Here is a 16,918-nt window from a genome sequence, read left to right on the forward strand (position 1 = left end):
CGGGGTGGGAGCCTTTGCCCCCCCCAACCAATACCTGACCCCCCCCCCCCTCTTCCCCAGGTTGTTTTGGGCTTTGGCCCTCCCCTACTCCCCCCCCACGAACGATCCACTCACGCCTGAGCATCAGGGCTGTACGAATAGAACATGCGCTGATCCATCCCCGCGCCCTTCCAGGCCAGGAACAGGCAACCACAGTTGCCGAACGCGGCCAGCGCCGGCCCGTTGCTGGTACCTCCGCCCAACTGGCGCTGGTCGCCGAAGTTCTGGCCGTTGTTGCTCGCGGTGTAGAACATCCGCGAATCCTCCCCCGCACCCTTCCAGGCGATGAAGATCGCGTTGTTGAACGTCGCCAGCGTCGGCGACTGACTGGTCCCGCCCACGCCCTGGACCCAGCCCCGCTGCGTCCAGCTGTAGCCGTCGCCGGTCGTCGCGTAGTAGACGTGCTCGTCATTGGCGCCCTTCCACGCCAGGTACAGCTTGCCCGCGAACTCGGCCAGCGCGGGGCCGGTGCTGGTGGCACCTCCCCCATCCACCTCCCGCTGCTCCGACCACGACCGGCCGTCCCAGCTCACGCTGAAGAAGAGCCTCGGATCGTCACCTGCACCCTTCCAGGCCAGGACCAGCCGGCCGTTGTAGGTCGCCAGCGCGGGAGCGGAGTTCGAGCCGCCTCCCACACCGGTCTGGTCCGTCCAGTTCACGCCGTCGGGGCTTGAGGCGTAGAACATCCGCTGGTCGTTCCCCGCCCCCTTCCACGCCAGGTAGAGCCGCCCGCTGAAGGCGGCGAGGGTCGGGCTGGTGCTCGTACCGCCCCCGACCCCGACCTGGTCCGTCCAGTGCACCCCGTCCCAGCTGGAGGCGTAGAACATCCGCGGGTCGTCGCCCGCACCCTTCCAGGCCACGTACAGGCGGTTGTTGAAGGACGCCATCGTCGGTCCGGCATTCGAGCCGCCGCCGACCGGAGCCTGTGCGGTCCAGTCGCCGGAGGCGGCCGAGGCCGTACCGGCCCCGACGGTCGTGCATGCGAGGATCACACCCACCAGCACGCTGACGAGTGCGAGAACGCGCTTTGACACGGAGACTTCCCTTCTCCCGGGGGATCCTCCTTCGCCCTGCCCGCCCAACTCGCAAGCCGGCCACCGCCCCTGAAGACCGGAGCCACGGATCCCGGAGTGACGCCGACAGCGTGTCAGCTGACGTGGTCATGCGGAAGTCGTCCTCGTAGTCAGCCGATAAACGTGCAGCTCACTCGCACGAGAAGTCGGCCACGCCGACTTCTCGTGCAAGCGTCGTGCCCCCACCGCTCGGAGGCGGCGGGGGCACGACGACGTTCGCAGGTGCGGTTAGCGCGAGAGGTCGACGTCGAATTCCACGGCTGCCAGATCGTCGTCATCGACCGTGTAGGCGCGGACCTGGAGCTTGAACTTCGCCCTCGGAACCTCCCTCGGGAGGCCGATGACCGCTGTCAGGACCGCGTCCCCCTTCGGGATGGGGCGCTTTCCGTCGCTGGTGTCGCAGCTCAGCTCCAGGCCCTCGGCACCGCCGCCGCGAAGCTCCGCAAAGAGGTCGTACTTGCGCTCGATCAGCTTGATCAGCCCGAGCTTGACCACGAGGTCGAAGTACGCGCCGTCCTCGATCGCCCTCGTCGCAGCCGCGTCGATCCGGAGTGTGACGGGGCTTCCCGGCTTCGGCGGATCCGGGGTGACGGTCATGGACTTGATCTGTAGCGCGTCCGTCGGCAAACCTCTGTCCTCATAGCTCCAGCCGGCCATCTTGAACTCCCTCCGTCACGACGCACCGCCGTGGCACGTCGCGACAGTCTGGACTCCGGCAGGCGGCTCCTACGGGCGGAGACACGTCAAACCACTCGAACGGGTGCGCGCTCAGCGGCCGACTTCCCGAAGGCGGAAGTCCTCGACCGTCTCCCTCCGGATCAGCAGCCGTGCCCTGCCATCCTTCACGGCGGCCACCGGCGGACGACCCACCATGTTGTAGCCGCTGGCCATCGACAGCTGGTACGCCCCCGCTGCCGGCACGGCCAGCAGGTCACCCGGCCGCAGGTCGGCCGGCAACAGCGCGTCGCGCACGAGCACGTCCCCGGCCTCGCAGTGCCGCCCGACCACGTCGACCCGCGCCGTCCCCGCGTCCGTACGGCGGCCCACCATCCGCACGGTGTACTCCGACCCGTACAGCACCGGCCGCGGGTTGTCGCTCATGCCGCCGTCCACCGCCGCGAACGTCCGCCCGTCCGCCGTGTGCTTCACGGACAGCACCCGGTACACCGCCACAGCCGCCGGGCCGGCGATCGCCCGGCCGGGTTCGACGATCAGGCGCGGCACCTCCAGGCCCGCCTCGGCGCAGCGCACCGCCAGCCGGTCCGTCACCCGCACCGCGAACTCGGCGACGTCCAGCTCCTCGTCGCCCGGCAGGTACCGGATGCCGTGGCCACCGCCGAGGTCGAGCTCGGGCAGCTCGACGCCGTGCCGGTCGCGCACGTCGGCGAGCAGCCGTACGAGCGTGTCCACGGACTGGAGGAACGGCTCGATCTCGGTGATCTGCGAGCCCAAGTGGCAGTGCAGGCCGACCAGTTCCAGCCCCGGCTGGTCGAGCACCCGGGCAATGGCATCGGCCGCGTCGCCGCCCTCGATCGGGAAGCCGAACTTCTGGCCGCCCACGCCCGTCCGCACGGCCGCGTGGTGCCCGGCCGCGATCCCCGGGACGACCCGGACCAGCACCTTCTGCGGCGTGTCCGCCGCCACCAGCGCCGCGAGCCGAGCGATCTCCGCCGGCCCGTCGATGACGATCCGGCCGACGCGCAACCGCCGCGCCAGCCTCAGGTCCTCCGGGGACTTCGCGTTGCCGTGCAGCAGGATCCGCTGCGCCGGGAACCCGGCGGACGAGGCCAGCCACAGTTCACCCGACGAACAGACGTCCAGGCCCAGTCCCTCCTCCGCGACCCAGTCCGCCATCGCGCTGCACAGGAACGCCTTGCCCGCGTACAGCACGTCCGCGTGCGGCAGCGCCCGGCGGTACGCGCGGGCGCGCCCCCGCACCTCGGCCTCGTCGAGGACGTACAGCGGCGTGCCGAACCGTTCGGCGGCCTCCGCCAGCCCGACTCCGCCGACCAGCACCTCCCCGCCGGGCCCCGTCCGCGCCGACGCGGGCCAGGGGCCGCCGAGCGCGTCGGCGGAGGTGGAGGTCACGGAGGGAGGGGCGGTGAGCTGGGTCATTGCGGCTCCTACGGAACGTCGAGCGGGTGGCGGTCAGTCCTCGAAGTGCATCGCGTATCGGCAGTGCGCCGGGCGGGTACGGCTGCGGTCGACCTCGGAAGGGGCCGGGGCGGCGGGCGCGGGCTCGGGGCGCTCGGCGACGGGCACGAGGCGGATCGTGCGTTCAAGCGGCTCGTCGACGTCGATCAGGGCGGTGGCGGTGGTCATCGAAGACTCCCAGGGAAGGTCGTGGAGGGCCGTCGTCCGCGGCCCCCGGTTCCAGTGCAAACCCATCGCACACCGACCGCACCCGCCCTTGACGCGTGACCTACGCGAACGGGGCCCACCTTGACGACTTCCTGACATTCCCCCCGACCCCAGCCCCCCGAACGGGTGTTCGCGCAGGTCGGAGGCTGGGTCGATCATGGTGTCAGGGAACTGTCAAAGAAGGCCGTTCCGCCGCCAAGCCCGCGTCAAGACCGGCATGGCGCACAGGAATCCGGTGGTGGGCTGTCCGCCGTTCCCGTCGCCACCGAACCCGCCGCCCCACCGCAAGGGGCAGCCCGGAAGGTCCCCGAGACGATGCGCCGTACGGCCCTCACGGACACCACCGACCACCCGCAGCACGCGCCCCACCCGCAGCAACCGCAGCAACCGCAGCACCCCAGTCATCGGCCCAGCGGCCCCGCCAACGGACGCCGTCGCCTCATCACCCGGCAGCAGCTCGCCGAGGCCCTGCCCGCCGCCGTCCGCAAGCTGCACCCGCGCACGATGGTCCGCAACCCGGTCATGCTCGTCGTCGAGACCGGCTCGGCCCTCACCACGCTGAACGCCGTCGCCCGCCCCAGCGTGTTCGCATGGGTGATCAGCTTCTGGCTCTGGCTCACCGTGCTGTTCGCCAACCTCGCCGAGGCCGTCGCCGAGGCGCGCGGCAAGGCGCAGGCCGACTCGCTGCGCCGCGCGCAGGCCGGCACCACCGCCCGACGGCTGCTGCACTGGCGGGTCGGCATCCCTGACCACCGTCACGAGGTCATCCCCGCCAACGAGTTGATGCTGCACGACATCGTGCTCGTGTCGGCCGGCGAGGTGATCCCGCAGGACGGCGAGGTGGTCGAGGGCGTCGCCAGCGTCGACGAGTCGGCGATCACCGGCGAGTCCGCCCCCGTCATCCGCGAGTCCGGCGGCGACCGCACCAGCGTCACCGGCGGCACCAGAGTGCTCTCGGACCACTTGATCGTCCGGATCACCTCCCGGCCCGGGCAGAGCTTCATCGACCGGATGATCAGCCTGGTCGAGGGGGCCAACCGACAGAAGACGCCGAACGAGATCGCGCTCAACATCCTGCTCGCGTCGCTCACCATCATCTTCATCCTCTCCGTCGTCTCCCTCCAGCCGATGGCCATCTACGCGCACGCCCCGCAGACCACCGTCGTGCTGTGTGCCCTGATGGTCGCGCTCATCCCGACGACCATCGGCGCGCTGCTCTCCGCGATCGGCATCGCCGGGATGGACCGGCTCGTCCAGCGCAACGTCGTCGCCCTTTCCGGCCGGGCCGTCGAGGCCGCCGGGGACGTCGACGTGCTGCTGCTCGACAAGACCGGCACCATCACCTACGGCAACCGGCGGGCCGTCGCCCTGCACCCGCTGCCCGGCGCGACGACCGAACAGCTCGCCGAGGCGGCACAGTTGGCGTCCGCCGCGGACGAGACGCCGGAGGGGCGCTCGCTCGTCGAACTGACGAACCGTCAGTACTGGGTGCCGCCAAGGGCGCCCGGCGAGCTCGGCGAACAGCGGCCCGTCCCGTTCACCGCGCACAGCCGGATGAGCGGCGTCGACCTGAGCTGGCCCGACGGGACCGCCTGCCTCATCCGCAAGGGCGCCGCGAACGCCGTCGCCCAGTGGGTCGTGCAGTCCGGCGGCCGGCTGCCGATGGCGGCCAAACCGCTCGTCGACCGGATCGCCGGGGACGGCGGCACCCCGCTGCTCGTCGCCGTGCACGACCGGCACGGCGCCCGCGCGCTCGGCGTCGTCGAGCTCAAGGACGTCGTCAAGGAGGGCATCGCCGAACGCTTCGCCGAGCTGCGGCGGATGGGCATCCGCACGGTCATGGTCACCGGCGACAACCCGCTCACCGCCAAGGCCATCGCCGAGGAGGCCGGGGTCGACGACTTCCTCGCCGAGGCCACGCCCGAGGACAAGCTCGCCTACCTGCGCCAGGAGCAGGCCGCCGGGAACATGGTCGCGATGACCGGCGACGGCACCAACGACGCCCCCGCCCTCGCCCAGGCCGACGTCGGCGTCGCCATGAACTCCGGCACCCCGGCGGCGAAGGAGGCGGGCAACATGGTCGACCTCGACTCCAACCCGGCCAAGCTCATCGACATCATCCGGGTCGGCAAGCAACTCCTCATCACCCGGGGCGCGTTGACCACCTTCTCGATCACCAACGACGTCGCCAAGTTCTTCGCGATCATCCCCGCGATGTTCGCGAACGCCTACCCCGGGCTGCACCACCTCAACATCATGGGGCTGCACAGCCCGCAGTCCGCGATCGCCTCCGCGATCATCTTCAACGCGCTGATCATCGTCGCGCTCATCCCGCTCGCCCTGCGCGGCGTCCGCTACCAGCCCGCCTCCGCGACCGACCTGCTCCGGCGCAACCTGCGGGTGTACGGGCTGGGCGGGCTGGTCCTGCCGTTCCTCGGCATCAAGGCGATCGACCTGCTGATCGAGTTCGTCCCGGGGCTGGGCTGACCGCCGCCGGTGCGAGTAGCGGTACCGGCACCGGTGCTACTAGTACGCACGGCTGTCAGGGGGCCGTCAAGATGCGGGCGACACGCGTCATGGCAGCGTCAGCGGCGACGCGGACGGGGTGGTTCCGGGGTTCACTGGACATGACGGAACCGAAGACACGCACCCACACGAAGACAAACTGGCACACGGAGGCGAACGGCCATGACCGGGACCACCCGAGTGATCGTCGGCCTGAGCGGATCACTGAGCAGTCTCGCCGCTCTCTACCACGCCGTCGGCGAAGCGGCGCGGCACGGAGCCACCCTCGTGCCGGTCGCCGCCTGGACCGCGCACGACCGGGACGGGCTGCGACCACTGTCCGAACTGGAGCACGCCGCCCGCCGGCGCCTCGACATCGCCTTCGAACAGGCCTACGGCGGGTACCCGTCCGGCCTGGTCGTCCACCCCGTGGTGGTCAACTCCGAACCGGGACCCGCCCTGGTCGGCGCCGTCACCGGCCCGGACGACATCCTCGTGATCGGCGCCGCCACCCGCCGTCGGCTCGACCGGCTGCGCCACGCGTCGGTCGCCCGCCACTGCCGCCACCGGGCCGGATGCCGGGTCGTCGAGGTGTCCCCGTCCGATCTGCTGACCCGCCTCGAACTCCCCGCCCGCACGGGCGCCCCGCTCCCGCTCCTCGCCCGCTGACGCCACCGACCGCGGCACCGCATCATCGCGGCATCGCGGCACCACGCCACCGACCGCATCACCGCGGCACCACGACCAGGGCCGCCGGGGCCGGCCCGGCGAGCCCCCCTCCGCCGCCCCCGTCCGATCCGCCCGGACGGGGGCAGCGCCATGCCAACGTTCCTACGGAGATGGGGCGTTGAGGTGGTCGCTCAGCCATGTGAGCGAGGGCGGGAGCAGTCGCGTCCAGGTCGTGAAGTTGTGCCCGCCCGAGTCCACCGTGGCCTGCGCCACCGTGAGCGGCGGACGGGCCGCCGCCGCGAAGGCCGACGAGTCCGCGTACGTGCTCCCGTCCTCCTTGCTGTCCGCGAGCAGCGCCGACAGCGACGGCATCGGCAGGTGCGCGAGGCGCCACGTGAGGTCGGCCTCGTCGCGGCGCTGCGCGCTGCCGCCGAAGAGGTCCCCGGTCGTGATGTCGTCCGCCGCCTTGAAGTAGCCGGAGAGCGAGACCACGGCCGGGAAGGTCTGCGGGTGCACCATGCCGAGCTTGAGCGCGCAGTAGCCGCCCGTCGAGTCGCCGATCACGCCGAGGCTCCCGGTGCCGTCCAGGACCCGGTAGGAGGCGCGCAGGTCGGCCGGGACGTCCGTCGTGTAGTACGACTGCGCCTGCGGGCCGTTCGGGACGTCCTCGCACTCGCTGTCCCGGGGCATCGACGGCGACGGGCGCATCAGCACGAGCACGGCCGGCCGCATCGCGCCCTTCCGCAGCAGGTCGAGCTCGTACGCCGGGTAGCGCAGCTTGGTGACGAGGTTGGCGGCGTCGCCGGGGAAGCCGGTCATCACGAGCAGCGCGGGGAACTGCCGGTGCTCGCCGCCCGGCTGGAAGTACTGCGGCGGCAGGTAGACGTAACCGTCGGTGCTCAGACCGGTCGTCCCGCCGGGGATGCGGACCTTGTCGAGCCGCCCGATCTGCGCCGGGTCGCGGCTGCCCGCCGGGGCGCCGGTGATGTCCGCCGTGCCGAGCACCTGGATCCCGGCGGGCGAGCGGGCGGGCCCGGTGCCGGTCGTCCCGGCGCCGCTGGTCCCCGTACCGCTCGCCCCCGCACCGCTCGTCCCCGTAGCGCTCGGGGTGGCTCCGGCGCCCTGGATCACGGCCGCCCCGCGATCGTGCCCCAGCAGGTCGGACCAGCTGCTGTAGAAGACGAAGTAGTCGTTCACCGCGAGCCCCAGCGTGGCGACCAGCGCCAGCTGCGTGAGCACGATCGTGCCGAGCCGCAGGAACATCGCCGGCCAGCTCCGGACGGCCAGCTTCGGCCACACCCACAGCGTGCCGAGCACCGTGGCCACGGTGAACAGCGCCGTCAGCGCGAGCAGCTTGTGACTGGTGAGTCCCATGGTCCGGCCTCCCCTACCACTGTGGACCACCGGTCCCGGATCCACAGCGCCTCCCACCCACCGTAATCGGATGGCACCCGAACGTCATGCGCTCCGGGGAGGGCGTTCGTACCGGGAGTTCGCCGGGAGTTCGTGTCAGAAGTTCGACAAAGGTGTCGAGGATCGCCCTGTTCCGGGCTATGCTTTCGGGTGTTTGAAAAGGCACCTCGTTCGGTGAGGCGTCTTCACGGACACAGGCCACTGACCCGACGACGTCGAGAGACGCCCAGGTTCAGGACAGATCTTCCCGACCTAAGGGTTGATCCCAAGTGGCTTCCCCGCAGTGCCCGTTGCGGCCGGGGATTACGCCGTGAAGTGCCAAAGCTCTGACGAGTTGGGGTGAGCCGGCGGCCCGGGGGGCAGGTTGGCGAGCTCCTGCCGAGTCGATGAACGCACCGCCCGTGGTGCGTCCGACCGGAAGGAGGCGATCGCATGGACAGCAGTAGTAGTAGTCCGGGCCACAGTCGGCCCCGTTCCCGCATGCCCGAGCACGCCTCCGGCAGACGCTGAACCCCCTTATCCCACCGTGCTTCTGACGTTTCGTCAGCGCATGTGCACACCACCGTGCCCGCGCGGCCCCGCATCGGACGGCCGCCCCGGGTCGCGGTGCCGTGCCCGCAGGGGGTCACCGTCGCACGCCGCGAGGCGGGCCCGCGCGTCAACCCGCCAACCCCACGCCACGCCCGGCCGGGGCATGCCCTCGCACGCCCGCCGACCGTTGAACCCGAGGTGAGTCGCCATGTCCGTCGCCGCTTTCTTCCACCCCACCACCACCCGGACCGTTCCGCCCCGCGGCCTGCGCGCCGCCCTCGCCGGCGTCCTCGGCCGGATCGCCGCGGGCCCCATCGCCGCGGGCTCGATCACCGCGGGCCCGATCGACGACACCGTGCTCCGGGCCATCGGTTCGCAGGCCCCGGCCGGGCCGCCGATGCGCCTGCGGGCCCGCTGGGAGGCCGTCACCGCCGCCGACGGGACGGCACGGCTGTGCGCCCGCTGGCACGCCGAGAACTGACCGCCCGTCCGCTCCCGCCAACCACTCCACCAGCAGAATCACGCCGAAGGAAGTCCCGTCATGGCCGTCCGCTACCCCCGGCTCGACGTCATCTTCTCCGACCACCGGGCCGCCCTCCGCGCCGTCACGACGGCGAGCGCCCCCGCGGCCAAGGCCGCCCCCGCCGTTCCCGCCGCCCCCGCCGAGCGCGTCCCCGCACAGGCCGGTTCCGTCCGGGCCGCCACCGTCCGGGCCATCCGCCCGCAGGCCGGGGACGACACCCCGCCGAACGGGCTGGCGATCGACCCCGAGCAGCGCGTCGCCACCGTGAACGGCCGCGAAGTCGACCTCACCTTCATGGAGTTCGAGCTGCTCGCCCACCTGGTCGCCAACCCCCTGCGGGTGCACAGCCGCCGCCAGCTGATGGAGAGCGTGTGGGGCCGCCCCGACAACGGCGACACCCGCACCATCTCCACCCACATCGCCCGGATACGCCGCAAGCTCGGCCCCGGGCACCGGCCCACCCTCGCGACCGTCCGCCAGGTCGGCTACAAGTACGACCCCCGGCTGGCCGCCGCGGCCTGACCCATTTCGCCAACTCACCGTCACCACGGCCACGATGAGGTTTCCGATGACTCCCGGCAAGCTGCTCCCGCGGCGCGGCGAGGCGGCGGGGCTGCTCGTCGTCCTGACGCTGCTCGTCCTCGAAGGCCTCGCGCTGAACGAGGCCTCGGACCCGGACCGGCCGGTGATCGGCGCCGCCCTCATCGGGTCCGCCGCCACCGGTCTGCTGCTCGTCGGCGCGCTGCTCGTCGGCCGCCGCCTGGCGGCCCGGCGGAGGCTCCCGCTGCCTCCGCCGGGCCCGGACGGCCCCGTCTACAGCACCCGCGCCCTGGAGGGCTTCCCGATGGAGGCCGTCCGCCCGCTGCTGCTCACCGAGGACGGGCCGCAGCTCAACCAGCTCTACGCGGCCTGGGTGCTCGCCCTCGGCGGTCACACCGCACCGTGGATCGCCCGCCGACTGGACCTGCCCGTCCCGACCGTCCGGATCCTCGTGGACGCCGTCCGCGAGCGGCGCCGGGGACCGCATCGGCCCGGCGCCAACCCTCCTCCGTCCCAGCACTGTTGACGACCACACCCGCCAACTCCCGTCCCCTGCACCGCACCACGAGAGGAACCCTTCGGTGATCACCGCCCTGGACCACGTCCAACTCGCCGCCCCGCCCGGCAGCGAGGCCATGCTGCGCGCCTTCTACGGCGACATCCTGCAGATGGCCGAGCTCCCCCGCCCGGCCTCGCTCGCCGAACGCGGCGGGTGCTGGTTCGCCGCCGACGGTGGCCGCGTCCGGCTCTACCTGGGCATCGAGGACGCCTTCCGGCCGACCGCCAAGGCCCACCCCGGCCTGGTCGTCGACGAGATCGACGCCTTCGCGAGCCGGCTGGAGAGCTCCGGCGCGCTGGTCGTGTGGGACACCTCGCTGCCGCCGAACCGCCGCTTCTACACCCAGGACCCGGTCGGCAACCTGCTGGAGTTCGTCGAACAGCAGCCCACGCCCACCCCTGCACAGCCGACCGGATCATCCAAGGAGCCTTCGTACCGGTGAAGGCAACCAGCCGAAACCGCAGGCTCCTTGAGGTCTCCTTGCCCGTATCCGGCTTCTACACCCGCGACCCGGGCGCGGCGGTGGCCCCGCCGCGCCCGGCGTTCGCCTGGGCGACCAGGTACGGCACCATCCCGCGCTCCGCCAGCGCCGTCCGCCAGGCGTCCCGCGCGAGCGCCAACTCGCCCGGGGCCCCGGCGTCACCGCCCTCGGCCGCCCGCGAGCGCGAGGCCGCGGCGGCCAGCCCGATCCCGCCCGCCAGCGCACTCACCAGCGCCACCCCGGCCGCGACCCACCCGGCACCGACCAGCGCCCCGCCCAGCACCTCCGAGTCGTCGGCCAGCCCGAGCGCGTAGCCGAGCAGCAGGAAGATCCCGGCAGCGGCCCCGGAGACGAGCGGCACGATCACCGCCAGCACCCCCAGCCACCCCGAGGCCCGCTCCGGCGCAGGCGCGTCCACCGGCAGCCGCGCCTCCGCGTCGGCGTCCGCCCGCAACCCCGCGTACCGCTCGTACTCGGGCGCGGCGGCGGCCAGCACGTACTCCGCGTTGTCCCGCGCACACCGCCGCAACCGCTCGGCCCCGTGCGCCTGCTCCCCCCTCGCGCGCAGCGCGGCCTGCACCGCCGCCCCCGCGAGCGCCCTGCTGAGCACCGTCTCGAAGTCGGCCCGGTCCTGCTGAGGTAGCCGGAGCGGTCTGTCCATGGTTCAACCCCGTTCGCTGTTCGCGTCGCCCCCGCCTTGGCGCCTGCTTTACCAGCTCTTAGTTCTACAGCACTGTAGAGCATGGGGTGCAAAGGGAGCAGCAGTCGTGACCAGTGAACTTGCGGCTACGGAGCGGGATCGGCCATGGGCACACGCCGCGGTCCGGCCCGGCCGGATCCATCGTCCCGTCGAACGGCGGGGACTCCACGACGGGCCTAACCCACCGTCAGGATGCCCCGCATGAAGTGGTGGAACGTGCACTGGTACGAGTACGCGCCGCGCTGCGCCGGTGCCTTGAAGGTGGCCGAGGCGCCCGGGGCGATGGGGGCCGTGTCGAACGTGCGGTCCTGGGCGGTGAGGGTGTGCTCGACCGTGTCGGCATTCACCACCGTGACGGTGCCGCCGGGGCGGACGGTGAAGTTCGCGGGCTGGAACAGGAAGTTCCCGATCGTCACCGTCACCGCCGTCGGGCCGCTGGGGGCCGCCGTCGTGGGGAGCCGTGGCGCGGCGGGTGCGGTGGTGGGGCCGCTGTCCTCCGGCGCCGAGCCGATGTAGGCGCTGAGGCATCCGGTGAGGGATGCGCTCAGGCCGGCGGCGAGGAGGAGGGCGCCGCCGGCCCGGGCGAGCCGGGTCGGCGGGCGCATCAGCCGGTTGCGGCGGGGGTGGGGGTGGCGAGCCGGATCCGGCGGGCGTCGGCCGAGGCCGGCGGGGCGGAGCCGAGGTTGGAGACCGTGGCGGTCAGGACGGCGTCCACGTCGGGGATCCAGTTGGTGGTCTTGGACGACACGATGAGCTGGCGGTGCTGCTCCGTCCCGTCGCACTGGATGTCCGTGTCGGCCGTGCGGGTGGAGCCGAAGGCCTTCGTGGCGGCGTCCTCCGGGTCCTGCTGCTCCACCGTGACGGTCAGCGACCTGGCCTCGGCGGCCACCCCGCACACGTATGTGACGTCGACCCGGACCTTGCCCGGGATCTTCTGGTCGATCCGCGCGCCGTCGATGGTGACCGACGTCGTCGGCTGATCGGGGCCCGCATCGGCCACTGCGGGCACTGCGGGTACTGCCAGGCCGCTGAGGGCCGTGGTGAGGACCGTCAGGATGATCCACCGCTGCACTGCCAACCTCCCGGGGGCTAGGACGAGCTGCGGCCGACGCTAATCGCCCGCCCCCGGCCCCGCGCGCCGGGCGGCCCGAACGGCTCACACCCCCCGGCACGCGCCGCCCCGGCGCCCGTCACCGGCCTCACGCCGCCTGCCGCACCAGCCCGGCCCGCGCGCCCGGCCGCAGCCAGACGACCCAGGTGAGCGCCGAGCACGCCAGGTAGGCCGCCAGGAAGCCCACGTAGGCCGCGTCCCCGTTGTGGCTGGCCTGGAAGGACTGCCGGAAGGCGAGGTTCACGATCACCCCGCCGAACGCCCCGATCGCACCCGCGAGCCCGATGAGCGCGGCGGAGCGCCGCCGTGCGTCGGTCTCCGCCGCCGCGGGGTCGGCGCCCGCGGCGACGGCGGCGCGGGCCCGGCCCTGGTAGTGCGCGGGGATCATCTTGTACGTCGAGCCGTTGCCGATCCCGCTGAGGACGAACAGCGCGACGAACCCGGCCAGGAACAGCGGCAGCGAGCCCGCCCGGGAGGCGGCGAGCACGACGGCCGTCCCGGCGCCCATGGCCGCGAACGTCGCGAGCGTGACGCGCGCGCCGCCCCAGCGGTCGGCGAGCCGTCCGCCGACGGGCCGCAGGAGCGAGCCGAGCAGCGGCCCGAGGAAGGTGAGCGCGGCGGCCTTGACCGGGGTGTCGAAGCGGTCGTGGAACTGCACCTGGAGCACCTGCCCGAAGGCGAAGCCGAACCCGATGAACGAGCCGAACGTGCCGATGTACAGCGCGGACACGGCCCAGCCGTACGGGTCCCGGGCCACCTCGCGCAGCGCCCGCCCCTCCTTGGAACCGGCGGACGACGCCGGCAGGTTGTCCATCCTCCACCAGGCCCCCGCCGCCGCGAGCACGATCAGCGGCAGGTAGATCAGCGGCAGCAGCCGCGGGTGGGCCGCGCCCGCCGTGGCGAGGACGAGCAGCCCGAGCAGCTGCACGGCCGGCACGCCGAGGTTGCCGCCGCCCGCGTTGATGCCGAGCGCCCAGCCCTTGAGCCGGTGCGGGTAGAAGGCGTTGATGTTGGCCATGGACGAGGCGAAGTTGCCGCCGCCGACGCCGGCCACGCAGGCCACCGCGAGCAGCGTCCCGTACGAGACGCCGGGCTTCAGGACGAGGGCGGCGAGCACGGTCGGCACGAGCAGCAGCAGGGCGCTGATCACCGTCCAGTTCCGTCCGCCGAACCGCGCGACGGCGAAGGTGTACGGCAGGCGCAGCAGCGCGCCGAGCGCGGTCGGGAGCGCGGTGAGCGTGAACTTGCCCGCCGTGTCGATGTGGTACTGGGGCCCGAGGAAGAGCACGAGCACCGACCACAGGCTCCACACCGAGAAGCCGATGTGCTCGGAGAGGACGGAGAAGACGAGGTTGCGCCGGGCGATGCGGGCGCCGGCCCGCTGCCAGAACTCCTCGTCCTCCGGGTCCCAGCCGCGCAGTTCGGCCGGTCCGGCCGTACCGGCCTCGACGACTGTCGTCACTTCGCACCTCCGGAGACCCGGACGGGCCAGACCTTCAGGACGGCCGGGCGGCCGTCGGGGGCGGTGTCCTCGTCGAGGCAGCGGCCGTCGGTGAGGTCGAAGACCTGCTTGTACATCGGCGAGGCGAGGGTGGGGCGGTCGCCGCGGCTGCCGAGCAGGCCGCGGGAGAGCACCTGGGCGCCGCTGAACGGGTCGAGGTTGTCGACGGCGTACAGCTTCCCGGCGCGGTCGACGAACAGCGCGACCTGGTGCGCCTCGGAGAGCAGGACGGCCCTGCCACGGCCGGGCTGCAGGTCGTCGAGGGTGCAGACGGCGTGCCAGCGGGTGCCGTCGTGGATCTGAACGTCGTGGATCTGAACGGTCACGGGGTGAGCACCTCCAGTCGGGCCCCGGCGATGAGGACCGGGGATTCGAGGGTGTGTCCGTCCTCGCCCGGGCGGGCGGGGCGGATCTGGCCGCGTTCGGGGACGAAGGTCACGGCCGGGTCGGGGGTTCCGGGGGCGTTGACGAAGGAGGAGAAGCGCCGCAGCCGGTCGGGGTCGGCCAGGGTCTCGGCCCATTCGTCCTGGTAGCCGCCTATGTGACGGGCCATCAGTTCGTCGAGCTCGGCGGCGATGCCGAGCGAGTCGTCGAGGACGACGGCCCGCAGGTGGTCGAGGCCGCCCTCCAGGCGCTCCAGCCAGACCGAGGTGCGTTCGAGGCGGTCGGCGGTGCGGATGTAGAACATCAGGAAGCGGTCGATGGTGCGGATGAGCGTCTCGCGGTCGAGGTCGGCGGCGAGCAGGTCGGCGTGCCGGGGCGTCATGCCGCCGTTGCCGCCGACGTAGAGGTTCCAGCCGGCCGAGGTGGCGATGATGCCGAAGTCCTTGCTCTGCGCCTCGGCGCACTCGCGGGCGCAGCCGGAGACGGCCGACTTGAGCTTGTGCGGGGAGCGCAACCCCCGGTAGCGGAGCTCCAGTTCGATGGCGAGCGTGGTGGAGTCCTGGACGCCGTAGCGGCACCAGGTCTCGCCGACGCAGGACTTCACGGTGCGCAGCGACTTGCCGTAGGCGTGGCCGGACTCGAAGCCGGCGTCGACCAGTTTGCGCCAGATCACCGGGAGTTGGTCGACGGTGGCGCCGAACATGTCGATCCGCTGGCCGCCGGTGAGCTTGGTGTAGAGGCCGTGGTCGCGGGCGATCTCGCCGATCGCGATGAGGCCCTCGGGGGTGATCTCGCCGCCGGGCACGCGCGGGACGACCGAGTAGGAGCCGTTGCGCTGGATGTTGGCGAGGAAGTGGTCGTTGGAGTCCTGGAGGGCGCCCTGTTCGCCGTCGAGGATGTGGCCGTTGCCGAGGCTGGCCAGGATGGAGGCGACGGTGGGCTTGCAGACCTCGCAGCCCTCGCCGCTGCCGTGCCGGTCGAGCAGGTCGGAGAAGCTCCCGATCCCCGTCACACGGACGATCTCGTACAACTCGGCGCGGGTGTGGGCGAAGTGCTCGCACAGGCCCTTGTCGGTGCTGACGCCGGCCGCCTCCAGCTCCTCGGTGACGACGGTGCCGAGCATCTTGACGCAGCTGCCGCAGCCGGTGCCGGCCCGGGTGCACTTCTTGACGGCGGCGACGCTGTCGCAGCCCTGGTCGCGGACGGCGGCGCGGACGGCGCCCTGGGTGACGTTGTGGCAGGAGCAGAGCACCGCGTCATCGGGCAGGGCGACCGGTCCGGCGTTCGCGAACCCGGCGGGCAGCACGAGCTGTTCGGCCGGGACGGTGAGCGGCTTGCCGGCCACCGCGAGCGGGCGCAGCGTGCCGTAGGCGTCGGTGTCGCCGACCAGGACGCCGCCGAGCAGGGCGCCGTCCCGGCCGATGACGAGCTTGCGGTAGACGCCGCCACGGCTGTCGCTGTAGAGCACGTCGAGCGCGCCCTCGGCGGTGCCGTGCGGGTCGCCGAAGCTGGCGACGTCGACGCCGAGGAGCTTGAGCTTGGTGGAGGTGTCGGCGCCGGTGAAGCCCTCGCCGGGCAGGTCGGCCAGCGTCCGTGCCGCCGTCTCGGCCATCTGGTAGCCGGGCGCGACGAGGCCGTAGACGCGGCCGTCGGCGGCCTGGGCGCACTCGCCGATGGCGAGGACCGCCGGGTCGGCGGTGCGGCAGTGCTCGTCGACGACGACGCCGCCGCGGGCGCCGACCGGCAGGTCGCAGTCGCGGGCGAGCTGGTCGCGGGCGCGCACGCCGGCCGAGAACACCACGAGGTCGGCGGCGAGTTCGCGGCCGTCGGAGAGCGCGAGCCCGGTGACCCGGCCGTCCTCGCCGGTGACGACGCCGCTCGCGCCGGCGCCGGTGTGCACCGTCACACCGAGGTCCTCGATCTTGCGGCGGAGCACGGCGCCGCCGCCGTCGTCGACCTGGACGGCCATCAGGCGGGGCGCGAACTCGACGACGTGGGTGGTCAGTCCGCCGGCCCGCAGTGCGCCGGCGGCCTCCAGGCCGAGCAGCCCGCCGCCGACGACGACGCCGGTGGCGGCCTTCTCCGCGTCCGAGCGGATGGCGTCGACGTCCTCGATGGTGCGGTAGACGTGGCAGCCGGGCGCGTCCTTGCCGGGCACCGGCGGGACGAACGGGACGGACCCGGTGGCCAGCACGAGGGCGTCGTAGCGGACTTCGGCGCCCGATCGGGTGCGCACCAGGCGCGCCGCCCGGTCGATCGCGGTGGCCGGGTCGCCGAGGCGCAGGTCGATGCCGTGCTCGGCGGGGAAGCCGGGCGGGCACAGCGAGAGGTCCTCGGCGGTGCGGCCGTGGAACAGCGCGCTCAGGTGGACCCGGTCGTACGCGGGCCGGGGCTCCTCCGCGAGCACGGTGATCCGCCAGCCGCGGGCGGCGGGCAGCGCGGTGAAGGCCTCCAGGAAGCGCTGGCCGACCATGCCGTGGCCGACCAGGACGAGGTCACGGCTGCTGCGGTGGTCGGGCGTCATCCCA

At 72.8% G+C, this 16,918-nt stretch carries 17 protein-coding genes and 1 riboswitch; of the genes, 6 read left to right on the top strand and 11 right to left on the bottom strand.

Going from position 1 to position 16,918, the window contains the following annotated elements; all coding sequences use genetic code 11:
• Positions 1–110: 110 nt before the first annotated feature.
• The 4 genes from ACFV4G_RS04910 to ACFV4G_RS04925 all read right to left on the bottom strand — a co-directional run bounded on the left by ACFV4G_RS04910 (position 111) and on the right by ACFV4G_RS04925 (position 3,434).
• Entirely contained in the window at positions 111–1,073 is a 963-nt protein-coding gene (locus ACFV4G_RS04910) for a hypothetical protein (protein WP_380436524.1), read from the bottom strand.
• Positions 1,074–1,340: 267 nt separating this feature from the next.
• Complete coding sequence (locus ACFV4G_RS04915) at positions 1,341–1,769, bottom strand: ML domain-containing protein (RefSeq protein ID WP_380436526.1); 429 nt, start codon at positions 1,767–1,769, stop codon at positions 1,341–1,343.
• Between the two features lie 111 nt (positions 1,770–1,880).
• The gene (lysA, locus tag ACFV4G_RS04920; protein ID WP_380436528.1) at positions 1,881–3,227 is read right to left on the bottom strand and encodes a diaminopimelate decarboxylase; all 1,347 of its coding nucleotides are present in this window, start codon (positions 3,225–3,227) and stop codon (positions 1,881–1,883) included.
• 33 nt (positions 3,228–3,260) lie between these two features.
• Positions 3,261–3,434 carry a hypothetical protein gene (locus ACFV4G_RS04925; RefSeq protein WP_380436530.1) on the bottom strand — a complete coding sequence of 58 codons (174 nt, stop codon included), beginning with the start codon at positions 3,432–3,434 and terminating at the stop codon, positions 3,261–3,263.
• Between the two features lie 354 nt (positions 3,435–3,788).
• Between ACFV4G_RS04925 and kdpB the strand changes: the two genes are divergently transcribed.
• Together kdpB and ACFV4G_RS04935 are read left to right on the top strand one after the other, a co-directional pair.
• Positions 3,789–5,960, top strand: coding sequence for a potassium-transporting ATPase subunit KdpB (gene kdpB / locus ACFV4G_RS04930; protein ID WP_380436532.1), 2,172 nt, complete (start codon positions 3,789–3,791; stop codon positions 5,958–5,960).
• 201 nt (positions 5,961–6,161) lie between these two features.
• Positions 6,162–6,647, top strand: a complete 486-nt coding sequence (locus tag ACFV4G_RS04935; RefSeq protein ID WP_380436534.1) for a universal stress protein — start codon at positions 6,162–6,164, stop codon at positions 6,645–6,647.
• A gap of 162 nt (positions 6,648–6,809) precedes the next feature.
• On the opposite strand, the gene ACFV4G_RS04940 is transcribed toward ACFV4G_RS04935, so the two are convergent.
• On the bottom strand, positions 6,810–8,021 hold the full coding sequence (locus tag ACFV4G_RS04940; RefSeq protein ID WP_380436536.1) for an alpha/beta hydrolase: 1,212 nt from the start codon (positions 8,019–8,021) through the stop codon (positions 6,810–6,812).
• Positions 8,022–8,219: 198 nt separating this feature from the next.
• A riboswitch (M-box (ykoK) riboswitch) is annotated at positions 8,220–8,406 on the top strand.
• A gap of 393 nt (positions 8,407–8,799) precedes the next feature.
• On the opposite strand from ACFV4G_RS04940, the gene ACFV4G_RS04945 reads away from it, so the two are divergent.
• The 4 genes from ACFV4G_RS04945 to ACFV4G_RS04960 are packed head-to-tail and all read left to right on the top strand — an operon-like array spanning position 8,800 to position 10,655.
• Positions 8,800–9,072 (top strand): hypothetical protein, encoded by a 273-nt coding sequence (locus tag ACFV4G_RS04945; protein WP_380436538.1) that lies wholly within the window; start codon positions 8,800–8,802, stop codon positions 9,070–9,072.
• A gap of 60 nt (positions 9,073–9,132) precedes the next feature.
• Positions 9,133–9,636, top strand: coding sequence for a winged helix-turn-helix domain-containing protein (locus tag ACFV4G_RS04950; RefSeq protein WP_380436540.1), 504 nt, complete (start codon positions 9,133–9,135; stop codon positions 9,634–9,636).
• Positions 9,637–9,682: 46 nt separating this feature from the next.
• On the top strand, positions 9,683–10,180 hold the full coding sequence (locus ACFV4G_RS04955) for a hypothetical protein (RefSeq protein ID WP_380436542.1): 498 nt from the start codon (positions 9,683–9,685) through the stop codon (positions 10,178–10,180).
• Positions 10,181–10,235: 55 nt separating this feature from the next.
• Positions 10,236–10,655, top strand: coding sequence for a glyoxalase (locus ACFV4G_RS04960; protein ID WP_380436544.1), 420 nt, complete (start codon positions 10,236–10,238; stop codon positions 10,653–10,655).
• A 55-nt stretch (positions 10,656–10,710) separates the two neighbouring features.
• Here ACFV4G_RS04960 and ACFV4G_RS04965 read toward each other — a convergent pair whose 3' ends face one another.
• The 6 genes from ACFV4G_RS04965 to nirB form a co-directional block, all read right to left on the bottom strand.
• Positions 10,711–11,355: a hypothetical protein gene (locus tag ACFV4G_RS04965; RefSeq protein WP_380436546.1), complete on the bottom strand. Its 645-nt coding sequence runs from the start codon at positions 11,353–11,355 to the stop codon at positions 10,711–10,713.
• Between the two features lie 215 nt (positions 11,356–11,570).
• Positions 11,571–11,999, bottom strand: coding sequence for a cupredoxin domain-containing protein (locus tag ACFV4G_RS04970; RefSeq protein ID WP_380436548.1), 429 nt, complete (start codon positions 11,997–11,999; stop codon positions 11,571–11,573).
• Complete coding sequence (locus ACFV4G_RS04975; RefSeq protein ID WP_380436550.1) at positions 11,999–12,466, bottom strand: hypothetical protein; 468 nt, start codon at positions 12,464–12,466, stop codon at positions 11,999–12,001. Before ACFV4G_RS04975 ends, ACFV4G_RS04970 begins: the two co-directional genes overlap by 1 nt.
• Positions 12,467–12,593: 127 nt before the next feature.
• Complete coding sequence (locus ACFV4G_RS04980; RefSeq protein WP_380436552.1) at positions 12,594–13,967, bottom strand: nitrate/nitrite transporter; 1,374 nt, start codon at positions 13,965–13,967, stop codon at positions 12,594–12,596.
• A complete protein-coding gene (gene nirD / locus ACFV4G_RS04985; RefSeq protein WP_380436554.1) occupies positions 13,964–14,332 on the bottom strand; it encodes a nitrite reductase small subunit NirD in 369 nt (122 codons plus the stop codon). Before nirD ends, ACFV4G_RS04980 begins: the two co-directional genes overlap by 4 nt.
• Positions 14,329–16,914, bottom strand: a complete 2,586-nt coding sequence (gene nirB / locus ACFV4G_RS04990) for a nitrite reductase large subunit NirB (protein WP_380436705.1) — start codon at positions 16,912–16,914, stop codon at positions 14,329–14,331. Before nirB ends, nirD begins: the two co-directional genes overlap by 4 nt.
• Between the last annotated feature and the right edge of the window lie 4 nt (positions 16,915–16,918).

Origin of the sequence: Kitasatospora sp. NPDC059747 (assembly GCF_042732955.1) — a bacterium.
Lineage (GTDB): Bacteria > Actinomycetota > Actinomycetes > Streptomycetales > Streptomycetaceae > Kitasatospora.